The following is an 18,502-nucleotide window of genomic DNA, read 5'->3' as shown; positions in this document are numbered from 1 at the left end:
AGGGCCGGTCGCGCCAGGACTAGACCACCGCGCGGCACGCTTGCGCCGCGCGGTGAGCGCCGATGACCCTGGACGTGCGGTGAAGCGCCTAGCTCAGGCCCAGGCCTCGGCGAGCAGCGACCGGGTGTCCCCGAGCAGCTCGGGCAGCGTCTTGGTGCGGCCGATGATCGGCATGAAGTTCTGGTCGCCGACCCAGCGCGGGACGATGTGCTGGTGCAGGTGGGCGGCGATGCCCGCTCCCCCGGCGACACCCTGGTTCATCCCGATGTTGAAGCCCGCCGGCTTCGAGACCCGCTTGAGCGTCTCCACCGCCGTCTTGGTCAGGGCGGCGATCTCGGCCGCCTCTTCCACGGTGGTGTCGGTGTAGTTGGCGATGTGCCGGTAGGGGCAGACCATCACGTGGCCGGGCGCGTAGGGGTAGAGGTTCAGCACCGCGTAGGCGAGCTGGCCACGATGCACGATCAGACCGTCCGCGTCGTCCATCGCGGGGATCCGACAGAAGGGGCACTGGTCGGCCGAGGGGTCCTCCGGCTTGTTCTCGCCGCGGATGTAGGCCATCCGGTACGGCGTCCACAGCCGTTCGAGGGTGTCGGGCTGCCCGATCCCGTCCTGGTGGACAGCGGTGTGCGGCGCCCCGTCGATCGTCTGCTCCCCGGTCACGGACCGACTGTATCCGCCGAGGGCGAGAGGTCGGACCTGGCGGCAAGGAGCTCGGTCACCGTCAGGCCGGGATCGAGCGTGACGCCCGCGGCCCGCGCATGCCCGTCCAGCACGAACCAGACCGACTGACTCACGGTCGTCTGCAGCCGCTCCGCGCTGAGCGCGCGCTGCGGCCGGTTCAGCCAGCGCCGTACGGAGCCGAAGACGGCGCCGACCAGGCCGTGCATCAACGGGTCGAGCTCGGCCTCGTCGAAGTCGAGCGTGCCACCGAAGGCGGCGATGGCGAACGAGACGATGCCGCCGATCTCACGGGCGATCTCGTCCAGGGCCTGCTCCAGCGCACCGCTGCCGTAGTCGTGGTCGACGACGTGGTGCAGTGCCGGGTGCCCGACCGCCCAGCCGACGTAGGTCCCGACGATCCGATCGATGATCTGCGGCACGGTGCCGTCCAGCGTCACCGCGGGGAGCAGCTGCTCCCACAGCCGGGCGACGATCGCGCGCTGGATGGCCAGGTCGAGGTCGGCGCGATCCTCGAAGTAGCGGTAGACCACCGTCCGGTTGACGCCCGCCCGCTGGGCGATCTGCTGGACGTGCAGCTCGGCGCCGGGCTCGCGCTCGGCGATCACCGCGACGGCGGCAGCGATGATCTGCTGGCGGCGCTCCTGGTTGTGTCGCGCCCAGCGGGCCTGGCGACCGTCCGGCTTGCCGGTTCCCCTGGCCCCGTCGGCCGGGGACCCGGCACCGGGCGCGGATGCCGGCACGGACACGGGAGAGGCGCCGTCCGTCGCACCGCTCGCGCCGGCTCGACCGACGTCAGCTCCAGGCGAGGTCATGCGAGCCACGGTATCGCCCGGGCCTACCCGGACGCGCGGCGACGCAGACCGGCGTAGCGCGGCGCGTGGGCTGTGGCGGCGACCCGGCGCATCTCCTCCATGTCCACGATCTTGACCCGGGGACGTCCTGCCGCCGCCCCGCGGCGCCGCTCCTCGCGGTCGATCGCCTGCCATCCGGCCAGGTCGACCATGCCCGGCTGGCGGCTGCGGATCACGCTGCGCAGGCCGCGGGTGGTGCCGACCGGCTCCGGGATCTCACCCGCGTCCAGGTCGTCGAGCAGTCGGTCCACCGTCTCCTCGGCGTCGGTCTTGTTGGTGCCGATGAACCCCGTCGGCCCGCGCTTGACCCAGCCAGCGACGTAGACGCCGGGCCGCACCCGGCCGCGATCGTTGGGCACGGTGCCGCGTGCCGCGTCGTAGGGCAGGTCGGTGACCGGCAGGCCGTGGTAGCCGACGGCACGCAGCAGCATCCCCGCGGCCAGCACCTCCGTCTCCCCGGTGGGTACGGCGCGGGGCACGCCGTACTCGTCGACCACCAGCCGGTTGCGGGCGATCTCGACCGCCCGGACCCGGCCCTCGCCGTGGACCGCCACCGGCGAGGCGTGGAAGCGCAGCACGATGGTCCGCCGGGCAGGGTCGACCGGCCGCTGGGCCAGGTCGCGCAGCACCCGGGTCTTGACGTCCTCGCCGACCAGCTCGTGTCCGCCGGTGTCGATGACGACGTTCACGCCGCTGTGACCGGACAGGCCCACCAGCTCGGGCACGGTGAACGCGGCCTGCGCGGGACCACGCCGGCCGAGGACCACCACCTCGCGGACGTTGCTGGTCAGCAGGCCACCGAGCGGCAGGGTGGCGATGTCGGTCGAGGCGAGCAGTCGCGGGTCCTCGGCCAGGACACGCGCGCAGTCGAGGGCGACGTTGCCGTTGCCGACGATCACCACGCGCTCGCCGGAGAGGTCGACGGCGAGATCCTGCTTGTCCGGGTGCCCGTTGTACCAACCGACGAAGTCGGTGGCCGAGAGCGAGCCGGCGTGGTCGTCGCCCGGGATGTCGAGCGGCTTGTCGCTGGCCGCGCCCACCGTGTAGACGACCGCGTGGTAGCGCGCCGCCAGCTCGGCGTGGGAGATGTCCTTGCCGACCTCGACACCGAGGAAGTAGCGGAATCCGGGCTGGCGCTCGATCTGGCCGAAGAGCTTCTCGACCTGCTTGGTGTGCTGGTGGTCGGGGGCGACACCGGCGCGGACCAGACCGTACGGCGTCGGCAGACGATCGAAGACGTCGACGCTGATCTCGGGGTGCCGCAGGAGCTCGTCGGCGGTGTAGAGACCGGCGGGCCCGGCTCCCACCAGGGCGACCCGGAAGGGACCCGGGCGGCGCAGCCGGCGCTGCTCGTGCACGAGCGCGAGCGGCGTCCGGTCCGCGTGCGGGAAGACCTTGTAGTAGTCGGCGTTGAGCGCCAGGAACGGCAGCTGCGGGCCGGTCAACGAGGTGTGCGGGACGATGGCGTCCGCCGGACAGGCGGTGGCGCAGGCGCCGCAGTCGACGCAGGCGTCGGCGTCGACGTACAGCATCTCGGCCTCGGCGAAGCCGGGCTCGCCGGGCGCCGGATGGATGCAGTTGACCGGGCACGCCACGACGCAGGACGCATCCGAGCAGCAGGACTGGGTGACGACGTGGGGCACGCGCGCTCCGCTCCGGGACTAGACCGGCGACGTCGGAGGCGCCGCCGGTGGTGGATCAGACGGGGAGGTCAGGACGCCGCGGAGGCGACCTCGCTGCGGTGTCGCGAGGGCCGTCCGTCGATCTTGAGCATCTTCCACAGCAGCCTGGCCCCGCCGCGGCGGATGCCGAGGTTGTCGGCCAGGAGCCGTACGTCGCCGAACAGGTCGCGCAGGAGCTTGGCCGACTCCTCGGCGTCCCACCAGATCTGCTCGGCCACCTCGTCGGGGATGCCCATGTCGCGCCGGGCCTGCTTGGAGGGCACCATGATGACGTCGCACAGCGCCCGCATGACGACCGGGAACAGGTAGGCCAGCACCCGCCGCTTGACCGGCCCGAGCTGCGCCCAGTGGTGCTCGAGGTACTGGTGGGCGAAGCCGATGTGCCGCGCCTCCTCGGCGATGTGGATCTGCATCACCCGGTCGATGAGCGGATGGCTGCCGCCGGCACGCATGATGCTCTTCTGCAGATGGTCGATCGGCTCCTCGCCGGCCAGGATGCCGACGAAGAACAGCTCGGGGAACCACGTGCCGGCCGAGGTCACCAGCGGCGCCGTCCTGGTGAACCAGCGCGGCGCGCCGGCGACGCTGCCCAGACCGGCGTTGGCCACGAACCGGTTCACCGACTCCTGGAACATCTGGATGTGGTGGGTCTCCTCGGTGACCTCGTGCATCGCGTAGCGGAACTCGGGGTTGCCGTCCTCGGCCTGGATCAGGTGGTGCATCACGCCGCCGATGAGCACCTGCTCGAACTGGCGGCCGACCTTGGCGATCTGGGCGTAGCGGTAGGCGCCGACCTCGATCTGACGCGCCCTGGGCAAGGACTTGTACCAGTCGCTCGCGCCGATCTCGTCGGCGTCGGTGAGGATGAAGCGCTCGTCGCCGGGGTGGACCTCGAGGGCCGGGTCGTCCCAGGCGATGTCCTTGAACGCCTCGAAGTGCTGGTCCACCGACGCCTGCGACAGCGTGCGCAAGGTGTCGTAGTAGCCCTGCTTGCCCTGCAGCTTCTGCCCGTGAGGCGCCTGCTCCGGCTTCACCGCGGTCATGTCGAACCCCCGTCACATCGTTGGAAACACAGCCGACATACCGACGGTATATCGAGGGTGCCCTCCGTCACAAGGGTTCGCGTGACACCGTGTTGCGGAAACTCCTGCGAGCCCCGGAGATGACGGCGGCCCGGTCCGACACGGGGTCGGACCGGGCCGTCGCGAGGTGACCTCAGACCTGCTCGCGCGACTCCACCGCGGCGACGACGCGGGCGATCGCGTCGGCGATCGGCACGCCGTTGTCCTGGCGCCCGTCCCGGTAGCGGAAGCTGACCGCGCCCTTCTCCACGTCCTCGCCTCCGGCGATGAGCATGAAGGGCACCTTCTGCAGCTGGGCGTTGCGGATCTTCTTCTGGAAGCGATCCGTGGAGTCGTCGACCTCGACCCTGATCCCTGCCCGCTTGAGCTGGTCGGCGACCCCGTAGAGGTAGTCGGCGAACGCGTCGGCGACAGGGATCGCCTGCACCTGGACCGGCGCCAGCCACGGCGGCATCGCGCCGGCGTAGTGCTCGACCAGCACGCCGAGGAACCGCTCGATCGAGCCGAACTTGGCCGAGTGGATCATCACCGGCTGCTGCCGGGTGCCGTCGGCGGCCTGGTACTCCAGCTCGAAGCGGGCCGGCTGGTTGAAGTCGTACTGCACCGTGCCCATCTGCCAGGTGCGACCGATCGCGTCCTTGGCCTGGACGGAGATCTTCGGGCCGTAGAAGGCCGCGCCGCCCGGGTCGGGGACAAGCTCGAGCCCCGTCTCGGTGGCGACGTCCTCGAGCACCCGGGTGGCGACCGCCCAGTCCTCGTCGGAGCCGACGAACTTGTCCTTCTTCGCGTCGTCGCGGGTGGAGAGCTCCAGGTAGAAGTCGTCGAGCCCGAAGTCGCGCAGCACGCTGAGCATGAAGTCCAGCAGGTGCTTGACCTCGGCGGGCGCCTGCTCCTTGGTGACGTAGGAGTGGCTGTCGTCCTGGGCGAAGCCGCGGACCCGGGTGAGGCCGTGGATCACGCCGGACTTCTCGTAGCGGTAGACCGATCCGAACTCGAAGAGTCGCACGGGCAGCTCGCGGTAGGACCGGCCCTTGGACTTGAAGATCAGGTTGTGCATCGGGCAGTTCATCGCCTTGAGCTGGTAGTTCGCGCCCTCGAACTCCATCGGCGGGAACATCGTGTCGGCGTAGTAGGGCAGGTGGCCCGAGGTGTGGAAGAGCCCGTCCTTGGTGATGTGCGGGGTGCCGACGTAGGAGAAGCCCTCCTCGATGTGGCGACGACGTACGTAGTCCTCCATCTCGCGCTTGATCACCCCGCCCTTGGGGTGGAAGACCGGCAGGCCCGACCCGATCTCGTCGGGGAAGCTGAACAGGTCCAGCTCCTTGCCGAGCTTGCGATGGTCGCGGCGCTCGGCCTCCTCGATCCGATGCAGGTGCTCCTCGAGCGCCTCCTTGGACTCCCACGCGGTGCCGTAGATGCGCTGCAGCTGCTTGTTCTTCTCGTCCCCGCGCCAGTACGCCGCGGCCGAGCGCATGAGCTTGAACGCCGGGATCCGCCGGGTGGTCGGCAGGTGCGGACCGCGGCACAGGTCCTTCCACGCCACCGCGCCGTTGCGATCGAGGTTGTCGTAGATGGTCAGCTCGCCGGCACCGACCTCGGCGCCCGCGCCCTCGGCGGCGTCGGCAGCGCCGCCCTTGAGGCCGATCAGCTCGAGCTTGTAGGGCTCGTCGGCCAGCTCCGCGCGGGCGTCCTCGTCCGTGGTGACCCGGCGGGAGAAGCGCTGGTTCTCCTTGACGATCTTGCGCATGCGCGACTCGATCTTCTCCAGATCGGCCGGCACGAACGGTGTCGCGACGTCGAAGTCGTAGTAGAAGCCGTCCTGAACCGGCGGACCGATGCCGAGCCGGGCCTCGGGGAAGATCTCCTGCACGGCCTGGGCCATCACGTGCGCTGTCGAGTGGCGCAGGATGTCGCGCCCGTCCTTGGAGGCGATCTCGACCCCTGCCACCTCCTCGCCGTCCACGAGCTCATAGGAGAGGTCCTTGAGGTCGCCACCGACCCGGGCGGCGATGATCTCGGGCTGCTCGCGGAAGAGCTCCCAGGCCTTCGTGCCGGTCGTGACCGACCGTTCCTCACGACCCGCGGGGGTGAGTACGACGATCTTGATCTCGGACACGATGCTCTCCTGTGCTGGTCTGGTCCCGGTCGCTCTCCGGGCGCGCTGACGATGCTATCGGCCGCCGCGTGCCGCCCGCGCGGCAGTTCTGCGGCTGCTAGGGTTTCGAACGTGCGTTCGACATCGCGCGATGCCGCCGCCGAGCCGGCCCTGCCGCTGGGCGTCCCCGACCCGACCGAGCCCCGTTCCCGGCGACCCGGACGACCGGTGCGCCGTCGGCCACGACCCGGAGCGGAGTACGTGCACAGCCTGGGAAGCAACGCGCTCGCCTCGCTGGGGCTGCCGGCCGGGACGCAGATGATCGTCGACACCGAGCGCACCCCGCAGCGGGGCGACATCGTCTTCCTGCGCACCCGCGGCCGACTCCGGGTCGGGGTCCTCGACGTGGAGCTCGGGCGCCCGGCGCTGCGCGGCGACGAGGGCACGTTCTGGCTCGACCAGACCACCGAGGTCTGGGGTGTGGCCACCGCTGCCGATCCCCCGTTGGACGGGCTGACGTGGTGAGACCCGAGGAAGCAGCTTCGCGGCGGTCCCCGTGAGCGTGCGATCGTCGTAGGCTGCCAGAAGCACCATCGATACGGCGCCCGGCGCCCGTGACGGAGGGACTGGCCTTGAGCAGCTACGACGCGACCCACCGCAGTCCTCAACCCGCCGGCCGACCACCGTACGGCGGCACGCCAGGCGGTCGCGTGCTCGAAGAGATCGCCAACCACTGGGGGCTGGTGGTCGGGTACGGCGTGGCGAGTGCCGGGCTGGGCATCGTGCTGGCGGTCTGGCCCGACGAGACGCTGGCCGTCTGCGCCGTGCTGATAGCGATCCAGCTGATCGTCTCCGGCGTCATGCGGCTGACCGTCGCCGTCGCCGGACGCGGCCTGGACGGCGGCCTGGACGGTGGCCTGGACGGTGGCCTGCGGGTGGTCATCGGACTCTCCGGCGCTGTCGGCCTGATCATCGGCCTGCTCTGCCTGCGACACCCGATCCAGACGCTGGTGGCGATCAGCGTGCTCATCGGCGTGTGGTGGGTGCTCGCCGGCATCGTCGACATCCTCGGCGCACTGGTCGCGCCGGTGCGCGGCCGACGCGGCTGGGACCTGACCACCGGTGTGATCAGCCTCCTCGCGGGCGGCTTCTTGCTGATCGATCCCAGGCTGACCCTGGGGGTGCTGGTCGCGGTGGTGTGCGTCTGGCTGATCGCCATCGGCGTGGTGGCGATCGCCGCCGGCCTGCGACTGCGCTCGCTGGCCCGGCAGGCGCCACCCACCGCTCCACCCGCTGCTCCGCCCGTCGGCCTGCACCCGGTCGACTGAGGACGCCGGTGAGTCAGGGGTTCGCGGCGCGACCCGCGCCGGTGACAGCGCCCGCACGCTCCGGCCGGTGGCGACCCGCCGTCGCCGCCGTGTGCCTGGTGCTGCTCGGCCTGGTGGCGCCGCTCGCGATCGTCTCGCTGTGGACGCACCACGAGATCGCCGACACGGACAGGTACGTCGCGACGGTCGCCCCGCTCGCCCGCGACCCCGACGTCCAGGACGCCGTCGCCACCCGGCTCACCGAGGAGGTGTCCTCCCGGCTCGCTACCAGCGGCATCCCGCTCAGCGGGGCGCTCGGTGAACGACTCGACAGCCAGATCCGCGCGACGGTGGCCAGCACCGCCTTCGGCACCGTCTGGGACACCGCGAACCGGCAGGCGCACCGGCAGCTGATGGCCTTGCTGACCGGCGAGGGCAGCGTCGCCCGAATCCAGGACGACGCGGTGAGGATCGACCTGGCCGCGTTCATCGAGCTGGTCAAGCAGCGGCTCGTCGCCGCCGGACTGCCGCTCGCGGCCAGGATCCCGACGATGCACGTGGAGTTCACCGTGTTCCAGGCACGCGATCTCTCGGTCCTTCAGCGCGTCTTCCGGACCCTGAACGACCTGGCCTACGTCCTGCCGGTCATCGGGCTCGCGCTGCTGGTGCTCGCGCTCGCGCTCGCCCGCAGCCGGCGGCGTACGTTGCTGGCGGCGGCCGTCGTGGTGGCGGTCTCGATGCTGCTGCTGTGGCTGGCCCTGGCCGTTGCGCGCTACGTCTACCTCGACGCGGTCTCGGCTCGGGAGATCTCCCGGACCACGGCCGAGGCGTTCTACGACGCGATCGTGCGGTTCATCCGCACCAGCCTGCTCGTGGTGCTGGCCTCGGCGGTGGTGGTCGCCGCGCTGGCAGCGCTGGCCGGCGCGGTGGCGCGCAGGCCCGAGGCCACCCGCCCATCATGAGCAGGCCGCGTCACTCCTCGGCAGGCGGGACGCGGCGCTGGTCCCGCGCCGTGGAGGCTGCCCGGCGCAGTCGGGTGGTCAGGAGGCTGGCGGCAGCGGCGACGAACACCACGTCGAAGGCCATCTGGATCAACACGAGCGCTCGTGCGACCTGACCGGTGGCGTGGATGTCGCCGTACCCCACGGTGAGCATCGTCGAGGCGGCGAAGTAGAGCGCGTCGAGGCGGGTGTGGATGCCCGCCAGCTGGTGCGGATGATGGACCTGCAGCAGGTAGAAGCCCAGCGCGAACCCGGCCCAGACCAGCGCGATCGCGCCGACCAGTCCGTCCACGTGCCGGTCGGGTACCGCCAAGGAGAGCCGCACCTGCGCGAGCACCAGGGCGGCGAGAGCGAACAACAGTCCGGCGGTGACCGCTACCCGCAACGCCATTCCGCCGCGAGCCTGGTCGTCGACCGGAACCAGGAAGTACAGCGCCAGGATGACCCCCAGCAGGGCTGCGAGCCGGATCCGGTGCGCGATGGTCACGGCGACCCGGAATCGTCGCGCGCCACCGCCTCCTCGACGAGTGCGCGCAGCTCGGCGGGCGCGTCGTCGGAGAGGCGCGCGTACAGCAGCTCCACGTCGCCGCGCGCCAGGCCGCGCGACACGAACGTCCTGACCGTCTCGGGATCGGCCTCACTGGAGAGCACCACGAGCGCCGAGCGCCCGGGCGCCAGCCGGGCGCGCAGGTCCTCCAGCAGCGAGCGCTCGATGCCGACGCCGTGCAGCCTGCTCATCAGCACACCGGCTCCTGCCCCCACGGCCACGCCGGCGACCGGCACGAACAGCGCGGCGCCGAGGATGACCCCGAGCATCGAGCCCTGGCCGGCGCTGAGCAACGCCCGGTGCCGGACGTGCCCGATCCGTGGCTCGTGCGCGCCCGGGAACCAGGTCACGGTGACGGCGTCGTGCACCACCAGCGCGTTGCGCTGCTCCAGGTCCTTGAGTCTGACCTCGCCGGCGGCGGCGCCCAGCGCCGAGTCGTAGACCCAGACCGTCAAGGTGGTGGACCCGGACATCACCGCCCCCTTCCCCCGGCGGGAGCCTCGGCGTGCCGTCGTGCCTGCCGCGCGCGCCCGCGCTGCACCCGGTACCCCACGACGGCGAGCACGACCCACGACACCCCGAGCAGGACGCTGCCGGTGGCCGAGTCGGGATGCCACAGCTGCGCGGTGTCGCCCGATCCGATCCGGCCGACGCCGGAGAGCAGCAGCGCAGCTCCGGCGGCTGCGGTGGCCAGCCGCAGGAAGCCACGCTGCCAACGGTCGGCCAGGAAGCCGCACAGGACCCCGATCGCCGGTACGACGATGCACGCCAGCAGCACATCGGGGTCGCCGTGCCCGACCCCCGAGTCGGCCACCACGAACAGCTTGGCACCCAGCACCGCGCCGGCGCACAGGCCGCCGATGAAGAACAGCAGCTTGGCGACCAGGAGGGTGGCGACGAACGCCGCCAGGGCCGCGACGAGGCCGACCAGCGCCCGAACCGCCACGGAGGCGTCGAACACCTCGGCGAGGATCCAGCCGCCGCCGAACCCCGCGGCCAGCACGCCGAGCCGGATCGACACGGCACCCAGGAAGCACAGCACCGCGCCCAACAGCAGCAGGACCGTCGCCGACAAGACCGCCTCCCCCCGATCCCCGGACGGGGACGCGACGAGTCAACGCCCGCGGCGGCACGCTCGCATCCCCCTTTTCGCGCGAGCGCTACCCGGCCAGATCGGGCAGCTGACCGAGCACCATGTTGACCGCCACGCCGGTGAGGAACCCGAGCATCACCGAATACGACACGAACCGGATGTAGCGCCCGAGGCCGAGGAGAGCAGCTGCCACCATCAGCAGTCCGGCGAGCACCGTCAGCAAGAGCAGGGCGTGGTTGCGCTGCGGGCCGGCCTGGTAACCCGAGAGTGCGGACCCGGCCGCCAGCGCCGCTGCACTGGTCGTCGTCACCACCATCAAGCGGGTGGAGGACGTCAGGCCGCCCACGATGGGGCCGGCGAAGGAGGCGTAGAGACCATGGGCCGACCCGACACCGGCCAGCACGCTGGAGGCCATCCCGTCCGGCACGCTCGAGATCGCGCCGGGCAGGCCGGCGAGCAGGTCGCGGCGCCATTGGTGCCGGCGCGGGACGATCTCGCGGGCCTCGTGGCCCAGCCACCGCCCCGCTCGTGCCTGCGCCCGGCGCAACGACGCGCCGTACAGAGTCTTCAGGGACGGGCGTTCCTGGGACGGGCGTTCCGGTGGGCTCACGGCGCTGCGGGGGCGCGGTTGGACACCAGGGGTCGCAGCCAGTGGCTGGCCGGGTCAGCGTCGATGAGCAGCGCCTTGACGAACAACGAGAGCGGAATGGCCAAGATCGCGCCCAGCGGTCCGATCACCCAGGACCAGAACACCAGCGAGAGGAAGGTGAGGGTCGTCGAGAGTCCCACCGCATCGCCGACCACCTTCGGCTGGATGGCCGACTGGATCACCAGGTTCAGCAGGCTGTAGACCACCACCACGGCGATCAGGAGCCCCAGCCCGGAGTCCAGGCCGGCCAGCACCGCGGGCGGCACCAGTCCGATGAGGAAGCCGATGTTGGGGATGTAGTTGGTCAGGAAGGCCAGCAGCCCCCACAGCATCGGAGCCGGAACGCCCATGATCGCCAGGGCCACCGTGTCGCAGACCGCCACGATGAGCCCGAAGACCGTCGAGACGAGCAGGTAGCGCCGGGTGCCCCGGGCGAAGCCCACCACCGCCTCCACCAGCGCCGGGCGCGCCTCGGCCGCCTCGGCGAGCCGGGCCGGGAAGCCGCTGCCGTCGATGGTCATGAAGAGCACCAGCGCGAGGATGAACAGCAACCCCGAGAGCGCGCCGAAGATCCCCGAGAGCGCCGAGGTGACGACGTCTGTCAACCGACCCAGGTCGAGGTGGTCGCGCAGGTGCTGGATCTGGTCCTGGGAGACGGACAGCGTGCGCAGATGGGCGGTGAGCTGGTCGAGGTGCTCGTCGAACGTCGCCTCGTACTGCGGCAGCAGCGAGGCGAAGCGCGCGACCGCGACGATCAGGACGCAGCCGAGTCCGACGATCACCAGGTTGACCACGAGCAGGCTGATCAGCGACGAGACCCAGCGCGGGAGGTGCCGGTCGAGGCGGGCGCGGAGCGGATGGGCGGCGATCGTCACCACCAGCGCCAGGAAGATCGGCCCGATCAGCGCCGAGGCGACTCGGGCGCCGGCGATGACGACGACGGCCGCCGCGACCTCGAGCAGGACGACCAGGACGCGCGGCGTCCTCGGAACGCCCGGCACCAGGCGCTCAGTCATCGGGGATGGTCACCACCTCGACGACGTCGATCCCCAGTGCGCTGAGCAGGTTGAGCACGCCCTGCAGCTCCTGCTGGTCGATCACGTCCCCGATCAGGGTCGTCGAGGCCCGCTGCTGGCGTGCGATCAGGTGCGGGAAGGCACTCGTGACGTCCTCGGGGATCTCGCCGTCCACCCTGATCAGGGCCCTGGTCATCGTGTCCCCACGCTCCGCACGGCGATGCTGGTCAGCGACCTGCCGTCCCCCGGTGCCATGGCCGCCCCCTCCCTGCGCCGAACCCCGCCGAACCCCGCCGACGGCCCAACCTACGAGCGGGCCCGACCGGTGGGGTCACCGGATTCAGGCGAGGAGCACGTGCACGCCCCGCCTGCGTGGGCAACTGGCCGGGGACGAGCAGTACGCCGCTGCGCACGGGCCGCTCGTGCGCGATCGGCCACCGGGTCGCCCCACCGTCTCGAGGCCATGCTGGGACGCGTCCACCGCTGCCATCACGTTGGGGCCGGTGCGGTCTGCGCTCACCCGATGCGGGTGACAACCCGTCGCCGCGGCGGTGCCTAGGCTGCGGCGGGCACGCCGGTGAGCTCACCGCTGAGCTCACCGGCGAAGGTCCGCCCGACGCGTCGAAAGGGACCATCGTGCCCAAGCTGATCGCCCCGTCCTTCTCGGCGTACACGGCCGGATGGGTCCGGTCCGACCTGGTCGCGGGCCTGACGGTCTGGGCGGTGCTGGTGCCGGAGTCGCTGGCCTACGCCACCATCGCCGGTGTCACGCCGGTGGTCGGCCTCTACGCCGCGGTGCCGGCGCTGCTGCTCTACGCGCTCCTCGGCTCCTCGCGCCACCTCATCGTGGCGCCGATGTCGGCGACCGCCGCGCTGTCGGCAGGCGTGGTCGCGGCGGTCGGCACCGGGCACGGCCAGGCGGCCGTTCTCACCGCCGGCCTCGCGGTCGCCACCGGGATCGTGGCGCTGTTGGCCGGGTTGCTGCGCCTGGGCTTCCTGGCGGCCTTCATCAGCGAACCGGTGCTCAAGGGCTTCATCATCGGCCTGGCGCTGACCATCATGGTCGGCCAGGTGCCCGCACTGCTCGGCGTGGGCAAGGGCTCGGGCGACTTCTTCGAGAAGGCCTGGGACGTGCTGCGGCACCTGGGCGATGCCGACGGGCTCACCGTCCTGGTCGGGCTGGCCAGCCTGACCGCACTCCTGGTGCTCCGCCGCTGGCTGCCCCTCCTACCCGGCTCCCTGGTGGTGGCGCTGGCCTGCATCGGCCTGACCGCCGGGCTCGACCTCGACCAGCATGGTCTGGACATCGTCGGGCATATCGGGGCGGGCCTTCCCCGGCTCGGCTTCCCCGACGTGTCCTTCGACCAGTTCCGCGACCTGCTCGGTGGTGCTGTCGGAGTGATGCTGGTCGGGTTCGCCGAGGGCCTCGGCGCCGCCAAGACGTACGCCGCCCGCAGCGGTTACGAGATCGACGCCAACCGCGAGCTCATCGGGCTCGGTGGCGCCAACCTGGGCGCTGGCCTGGCTTCGGGCATGGTGGTCAACGGCTCGCTGTCGAAGACAGCTGTCAACGGCTCGGCGGGAGCGCGCTCGCAGCTTTCCGGCGTGACCGCCGCGGTGCTGACGGTCCTGACGCTGCTGTTCCTGACCGGCCTGTTCGAGAACCTGCCCGAGGCGACGCTGGCGGCGATCGTCATCGCCGCGGTGATCGAGCTCGTCGACCTCGCCTCCCTGCGACAGCTGTGGCGGGTCAGAGCGGGTCAGCTGGCCAAGGTCTACCAGCTCAGCGCACGAGCCGACTTCGTGGGCGCCGTCGCGGCGATGCTCGGCGTGCTCGTCTTCGACACGCTCCCGGGGCTGGTGATCGGGATCGGCGTCTCGCTGCTGCTCCTCATCGACCGCACGTCCCGCCCGCACCTCGCACCGCTGGCGCCCGTCGGCGGCATCGAGCTCGCGCAGACCGGTCATCCGGCCGGCCCGTGGGTGGACACGACCCGCAACCCCGAGTACGCCGAGGTCCCCGGCGTACTCGTGCTCCGGGTGGAGGCCGCCCTGGTCTTCGCGAACGCCGACTACGTCCGCGAACGGGTGCGCGCGTTCGCCGACGCGGACGACGACCTGCGGCTGGTGATCCTCGACGGCCGGACCACACCGTCGATCGACGTGACCGCGACCGGCATGCTCATCCAGCTTCGGGCCGACCTGCGCCGCCGTGGGGCCGAGCTCGTGCTCGCCGAGGACGTCGGCCAGGTCCGCGACGTGCTCGAGCGGGCCGCCGACTCCGCCGAGCCGGCGATCTACCGCACCGTCGAGGCGGCGATCGCCGCCTCGTTCACCGAGAACGGGTGAGCAGCGCGAGAGTCGTTGTGCCCACGCTGAGGTCAGCGGGATCCCGCGCACTCACAGCGAAGGAGCACACGATGGCCAACGGAACCCTGACCGTTTGGAGGTTCGACACGCCGAACGGAGCCGACGAGGCGGCCCACACGCTGGCCAGGCTCGCCGAGGAGCAGGTGATCAAGGTCCACGACGCCGCCACTGTCTCGTGGGAGGTCGGCAAGAAGAAGCCGAAGACCCATCAGCTCAACAACCTCACCGGCGGCGGGGCCCTCGGCGGCGCGTTCTGGGGGCTGCTGTTCGGGCTGATCTTCTTCGTGCCGCTGCTCGGGGCGGCGATCGGCGCAGCCACCGGCGCTCTCGCGGGGTCGCTGACGGATGTCGGGATCGACGACCGGTTCATCAACAAGATCCGCGACGAGGTGACGCCCGGGACCTCGGCCCTGTTCGTGATGACGTCGGACGCGGTGATGGACAAGGTCCACGACGCCTTCGCCGGGCACGGGCCCTCGGAGCTGATCTTCACCAACCTCTCGGCCGAGCAGGAGCGAGCGCTGCGCGACGTGTTCGAGTCCGACGCCGTCGAGGCCTGAGCGAGAGCCACGTGGTGGAGCCGTCATGAGCGAGCCGTTCCCGACTCGCTACGAGAGGTCCCCGTCGTTCGCTGCGGCCGGGCTGGCCCTGTTCGCCGGGATGATGCTCGTGCTGCTCGGCATCCTGCAGGCCCTCGAGGGGCTGGCAGCCGTCCTCGGCGGCGACGTCTTCGTCCTGCGGTCGGGCTACGCCTTCAAGCTGGACCTCACCGCGTGGGGCTGGATCCTCCTGATCGTGGGAGTGGTGGCCGCGCTCGTCGGCGCCGGCATCGTGGCCGGTCAGGAACTCGCCTACGTCCTCGGGATCCTCATCGCGACCCTCTCGCTCGTGGCGACGTTCCTGTTCCTGCCCTACTACCCGCTGGCCTCGATCGTGCTGATCGTCTTCGACATCGCCGTGATCTGGGCCCTGGCCGCCATGATCCCCCGCCGCGTCTGACCACCGTCCTCGACCGTCCCGACCCGCCGACCCAGGAGGTCCGCCGATGAGCACCACCAGTCCGCGCCGCGACGACGACGACAACCCCGCCCGCGGGATGCTGTCCCTGTCCACCGCGATCTTCGCCGCCTGCATGCTGTCGATGATCGGCATCCTCCAGGTCCTGCAGGGGATAGCCGCCGTGGCCGACGACAAGATCTACGTGACGGGGATCGACTATGCCTACGAGTTCGACGTCTCGGCATGGGGCTGGATCCACATCGCGGTGGGCGCTGTCGCGCTCGCCGTGGGCGTGGGCATCCTGACCAACCAGACCTGGGGACGCCTCGGCGGCATCGTCGTCGGCGTCGTCGGCGCGATCGCCAACTTCCTGTTCCTGCCCTACTACCCGTTCTGGTCCCTGGTGCTGGTCGGCTTCAACGCGCTGGTGATCTGGGCGCTGTGCTTCCAGATCGGCTCCGACCGCCGTTCCGGTTACTGAGCGGTCTCGCCGTGGATGCTGGTCGCGGTCAGGAGAACACCCCGAGGACCAGTCGCGAGCCGGCCCAGGCGGCCGCGGCCAGCAGACCACCGACCATGCCGGCGAGCGCCAGCATCGCCACGACGCCGGCGACGATGGTGCCGATGCTGTGCCGCTCGCCCGGCGGCACCCGGTGCTCGCGGATGGGGACGTGGAACCGTGCGATGTGGGCCATGACCGTCTCCTCCCGAGTGGATGCCGCGCGGGCCTACTGGTCCGAGGGTGCACCTGCGGCCCCGCGGCGCCGCCACCCGAAACGGGCGAACCGGTCGCGGCGTGGCGCGACATTCCTCGCCGGGCCGGTCCCGGAGGACGTCCGATGAGCGAGCCGTCCGAGAGCGATGCGGAACGACTGCGGCGGCTCCGTGCCGAGGTCACGGGACTCGAGGCGCGCCTCGGGGAGCCCACCGGCCGGCGTACGGCGCGGGGCGGGTGGTGGCGCGGCCCCACCGTGGCGCTGTGCCTGGTGCTGCTCGGTGTGGTGGCGCCGCTGTCCATCGTCGCCGCATGGGCGCACGACGAGATCTCCGACACCGACAGGTACGTCTCCACCGTCGCTCCGCTGGCCCGCGACCCGCAGCTCCAGCGTGCCATCAGCACCCGGATCACCCGCGAGATCGCCTCCCGGATCGACGTCAGCGGCCTCACCGCCAGCGCCGCTGCAGCCCTCCAGCAGCGCGGCGCCCCGCCCGCTGCGGCCGCGGGCCTGCGGGCGTTGAGCCGGCCGCTCGCCGACGCCCTCGACGGCTGGATCGGCACCCAGGTCCACACGATCGTCTCCTCGGGTGCCTTCGCCACCGCCTGGGACGAGGCCAACCGGCAGGCGCACAGCCAGATGGTCGCGGTGCTGACCGGCAAGACCGACGGGATCACCCAGGTCCAGGACGGCGCCGTCACCATCGACCTGGCAGCCTTCATCGCCACGGTGAAGGAGCAGCTGGTCGCGGCCGGCTTCGGGCTGGCCGCGAACATCCCGACGATCGACGCCCGGTTCACCGTCTTCGAGTCGACCGACCTGGACAAGGCCCAGCGTGGCTTCCGGGCGCTGTCGGCGCTGGCCCACACCCTGCCGGTCCTCGGTGTGCTGCTCCTCGCCGCCGCGATCGCGCTCGCCCGCGACCGGCGCCGTACGGTCACGACGGCGGCACTCGTGGTCGCCGGCTCGATGCTGGTCCTCGGCATCGCGCTCAACGGCGCGCGCACCCTCTACCTCGATGCTCTCTCCGGCCAGGACATCTCCCAGACGACGGCCGAGCTCTTCTACGACACCATCGTCCGGTTCATCCGGTTCAACCTCAGGGCGCTGCTGGTGCTCACGCTGGCGGTCGCGCTGGTGGCCTGGCTGGCGGGCCCCTCCCCCTCGGCACGAGCGGTACGGCGGGGCAGCGGCCGGCTGCTCGACACCGTCCGGTCGGGCTCGGACCGGCTGGGCTTGGACACCGGGTTCGTCGGCGTCTTCCTGCACCGGAACCGGACGGCGGTGCGGGTGGCGATCGGTGCCGTCGTCCTCGTGGTGTACGCCCTCGCCGACCACCCGACGGGCGCCTGGACGCTGACGCTGATCGTGGTGGCGGCGCTGGTCCTGCTGGTCCTGGAGGTGATCGCCCGCCTGGCGCCGCACGAGCTGCCGCACGACCCTGGGCACAAGCCTGGCCCGCCTGCTTCCTCAGGCGGCCAGGACGCAGCGGAACCCCACGTGTGAGGTGGTGTCGCGCACGCCGTGCCCCTGCCGGGCGGCGGGCCGGTAGCGACGGCAGTAGGACGGCGAGCACAGGTGCGAGCCGCCCTTGGTCACCATCCGGTCGCCCTCCTGCAGCTCCGGCAGCCGGGTCACGCTGCCGCAGCAGCTGTGCACGGGAGCGACCGCCAGCTCGACGCCCGGCTCCGTGTGGCCGGCGCTCCAGCGTGTGCTGGTCCACTCCCAGACGTTGCCGATCATGTCGAACAGTCCGTACCCGTTGGCCGGGTAGGAGCCGACCGGTGAGGTGCGGTGGTGGCCGCGCGGGTCCTCACTCCGCCAGGGGAAGGGTCCCTGCCAGGTGTTCGCCATGATCCGACCCTGCGGACGCAGCTCCTCGCCCCAGGCGTAGGTGGCGCCGACCAGCCCGCCCCGAGCGGCGTGCTCCCATTCGGCCTCGGCAGCCAGCCGCTTCCCGGCCCAGGAGGCGTACGCCGCGGCGTCCTCCCAACCCACGTGCACGACGGGGTGGTCCGGGCAGCCGCGCCAGTCGCTGCCCGGTCCGTCCGGGTGCCGCCACTGCGCCCCGGGCTGCCAGCGCCACCAGCGGGTCCAGTCGTCGAGGCCCACAGGTCCCGGTGGCTGGGTGAACACCTGCGAGCCGGGCACCAGCAGAGCCGGGTCGGCGCCCGGGAAGTCGGTCGGGTCGAGGTCCCGCTCGGCAACGGTGAGGTGTCCGGTCGCGAGCACGAAGGAGGCGAACTGCGCGTTGGTGACGGGGTGGGCGTCGAACCACAGGTCCGGCACGGCCGTCGCGACCACCGGACCCTCCTCGGGGTAGGACCCGAGCGCTCCCATCCGATCCGCGCCGCCGGGGACCAGCACCATCGGCGTGGTCCCGGGTCCTGCGACAGTCTCGTCTCGGCCATGC

General features: G+C 71.5%; 21 protein-coding genes. 8 read left to right on the top strand and 13 right to left on the bottom strand.

All coding sequences use genetic code 11. The annotated features are described in order from the left end of the window. Positions 1-93: 93 nt before the first annotated feature. From P5P86_RS10500 to thrS, 5 genes are all read right to left on the bottom strand, one after another. Complete coding sequence (locus P5P86_RS10500; protein ID WP_280607382.1) at positions 94-660, bottom strand: HIT family protein; 567 nt, start codon at positions 658-660, stop codon at positions 94-96. Further along, the gene (locus P5P86_RS10495; RefSeq protein WP_280607381.1) at positions 657-1,493 is read right to left on the bottom strand and encodes a TetR/AcrR family transcriptional regulator; all 837 of its coding nucleotides are present in this window, start codon (positions 1,491-1,493) and stop codon (positions 657-659) included. Before P5P86_RS10495 ends, P5P86_RS10500 begins: the two co-directional genes overlap by 4 nt. Before the next feature lie 23 nt (positions 1,494-1,516). Beyond that, the gene (locus P5P86_RS10490; protein WP_280607380.1) at positions 1,517-3,175 is read right to left on the bottom strand and encodes an FAD-dependent oxidoreductase; all 1,659 of its coding nucleotides are present in this window, start codon (positions 3,173-3,175) and stop codon (positions 1,517-1,519) included. 68 nt (positions 3,176-3,243) lie between these two features. Continuing rightward, positions 3,244-4,257, bottom strand: coding sequence for an AurF N-oxygenase family protein (locus tag P5P86_RS10485; RefSeq protein ID WP_280607379.1), 1,014 nt, complete (start codon positions 4,255-4,257; stop codon positions 3,244-3,246). Positions 4,258-4,429: 172 nt separating this feature from the next. Continuing rightward, positions 4,430-6,412 (bottom strand): threonine--tRNA ligase, encoded by a 1,983-nt coding sequence (gene thrS / locus P5P86_RS10480; protein WP_280607378.1) that lies wholly within the window; start codon positions 6,410-6,412, stop codon positions 4,430-4,432. A gap of 111 nt (positions 6,413-6,523) precedes the next feature. On the opposite strand from thrS, the gene P5P86_RS10475 reads away from it, so the two are divergent. The 3 genes from P5P86_RS10475 (at position 6,524) to P5P86_RS10465 (ending at position 8,660) form a co-directional block, all read left to right on the top strand. After that, positions 6,524-6,916: a S24/S26 family peptidase gene (locus P5P86_RS10475; protein ID WP_280607377.1), complete on the top strand. Its 393-nt coding sequence runs from the start codon at positions 6,524-6,526 to the stop codon at positions 6,914-6,916. A gap of 185 nt (positions 6,917-7,101) precedes the next feature. Next, on the top strand, positions 7,102-7,719 hold the full coding sequence (locus tag P5P86_RS10470; RefSeq protein WP_280607376.1) for an HdeD family acid-resistance protein: 618 nt from the start codon (positions 7,102-7,104) through the stop codon (positions 7,717-7,719). A gap of 8 nt (positions 7,720-7,727) precedes the next feature. Beyond that, positions 7,728-8,660, top strand: a complete 933-nt coding sequence (locus P5P86_RS10465) for a hypothetical protein (RefSeq protein WP_280607375.1) — start codon at positions 7,728-7,730, stop codon at positions 8,658-8,660. A gap of 10 nt (positions 8,661-8,670) precedes the next feature. Here P5P86_RS10465 and P5P86_RS10460 read toward each other — a convergent pair whose 3' ends face one another. From P5P86_RS10460 to P5P86_RS10435, 6 genes are all read right to left on the bottom strand, one after another. Then, entirely contained in the window at positions 8,671-9,186 is a 516-nt protein-coding gene (locus P5P86_RS10460) for a potassium channel family protein (RefSeq protein ID WP_280607374.1), read from the bottom strand. Continuing rightward, entirely contained in the window at positions 9,183-9,719 is a 537-nt protein-coding gene (locus P5P86_RS10455; RefSeq protein WP_280607373.1) for a DUF1269 domain-containing protein, read from the bottom strand. Before P5P86_RS10455 ends, P5P86_RS10460 begins: the two co-directional genes overlap by 4 nt. After that, complete coding sequence (locus tag P5P86_RS10450; protein WP_280607372.1) at positions 9,719-10,321, bottom strand: TM7S3/TM198-like domain-containing protein; 603 nt, start codon at positions 10,319-10,321, stop codon at positions 9,719-9,721. The genes P5P86_RS10455 and P5P86_RS10450 overlap by 1 nt, the downstream gene beginning before the upstream one ends. An 85-nt stretch (positions 10,322-10,406) precedes the next feature. Beyond that, complete coding sequence (locus tag P5P86_RS10445) at positions 10,407-10,886, bottom strand: SulP family inorganic anion transporter (protein WP_280607371.1); 480 nt, start codon at positions 10,884-10,886, stop codon at positions 10,407-10,409. Positions 10,887-10,945: 59 nt separating this feature from the next. Beyond that, positions 10,946-12,004, bottom strand: coding sequence for an AI-2E family transporter (locus P5P86_RS10440; protein ID WP_280607370.1), 1,059 nt, complete (start codon positions 12,002-12,004; stop codon positions 10,946-10,948). Next, positions 11,997-12,200: a DUF8691 family protein gene (locus tag P5P86_RS10435; RefSeq protein WP_280607369.1), complete on the bottom strand. Its 204-nt coding sequence runs from the start codon at positions 12,198-12,200 to the stop codon at positions 11,997-11,999. The genes P5P86_RS10440 and P5P86_RS10435 overlap by 8 nt, the downstream gene beginning before the upstream one ends. A 440-nt stretch (positions 12,201-12,640) precedes the next feature. Between P5P86_RS10435 and P5P86_RS10430 the strand changes: the two genes are divergently transcribed. The 4 genes from P5P86_RS10430 (at position 12,641) to P5P86_RS10415 (ending at position 15,854) form a co-directional block, all read left to right on the top strand. After that, complete coding sequence (locus tag P5P86_RS10430; RefSeq protein ID WP_280607368.1) at positions 12,641-14,353, top strand: SulP family inorganic anion transporter; 1,713 nt, start codon at positions 12,641-12,643, stop codon at positions 14,351-14,353. Positions 14,354-14,424: 71 nt separating this feature from the next. Then, entirely contained in the window at positions 14,425-14,934 is a 510-nt protein-coding gene (locus P5P86_RS10425; RefSeq protein ID WP_280607367.1) for a DUF1269 domain-containing protein, read from the top strand. A gap of 25 nt (positions 14,935-14,959) precedes the next feature. Continuing rightward, complete coding sequence (locus tag P5P86_RS10420) at positions 14,960-15,373, top strand: DUF7144 family membrane protein (protein ID WP_280607366.1); 414 nt, start codon at positions 14,960-14,962, stop codon at positions 15,371-15,373. A 46-nt stretch (positions 15,374-15,419) separates the two neighbouring features. Continuing rightward, positions 15,420-15,854 carry a DUF7144 family membrane protein gene (locus P5P86_RS10415; protein ID WP_280607365.1) on the top strand — a complete coding sequence of 145 codons (435 nt, stop codon included), beginning with the start codon at positions 15,420-15,422 and terminating at the stop codon, positions 15,852-15,854. 28 nt (positions 15,855-15,882) lie between these two features. On the opposite strand, the gene P5P86_RS10410 is transcribed toward P5P86_RS10415, so the two are convergent. Beyond that, complete coding sequence (locus tag P5P86_RS10410; RefSeq protein WP_280607364.1) at positions 15,883-16,068, bottom strand: hypothetical protein; 186 nt, start codon at positions 16,066-16,068, stop codon at positions 15,883-15,885. A gap of 144 nt (positions 16,069-16,212) precedes the next feature. Between P5P86_RS10410 and P5P86_RS10405 the strand changes: the two genes are divergently transcribed. Beyond that, positions 16,213-17,595, top strand: coding sequence for a hypothetical protein (locus P5P86_RS10405; RefSeq protein WP_280607363.1), 1,383 nt, complete (start codon positions 16,213-16,215; stop codon positions 17,593-17,595). Here P5P86_RS10405 and P5P86_RS10400 read toward each other — a convergent pair. Then, positions 17,560-18,459: a formylglycine-generating enzyme family protein gene (locus P5P86_RS10400; RefSeq protein WP_280607362.1), complete on the bottom strand. Its 900-nt coding sequence runs from the start codon at positions 18,457-18,459 to the stop codon at positions 17,560-17,562. The two genes, P5P86_RS10405 and P5P86_RS10400, sit on opposite strands and share 36 nt — an antisense overlap. Positions 18,460-18,502 lie beyond the last annotated feature (43 nt).

The sequence above is a fragment of the Nocardioides sp. BP30 genome (genome assembly GCF_029873215.1).
GTDB lineage: Bacteria > Actinomycetota > Actinomycetes > Propionibacteriales > Nocardioidaceae > Nocardioides.
This window is presented reverse-complemented; position numbering and strand designations above follow the sequence as displayed.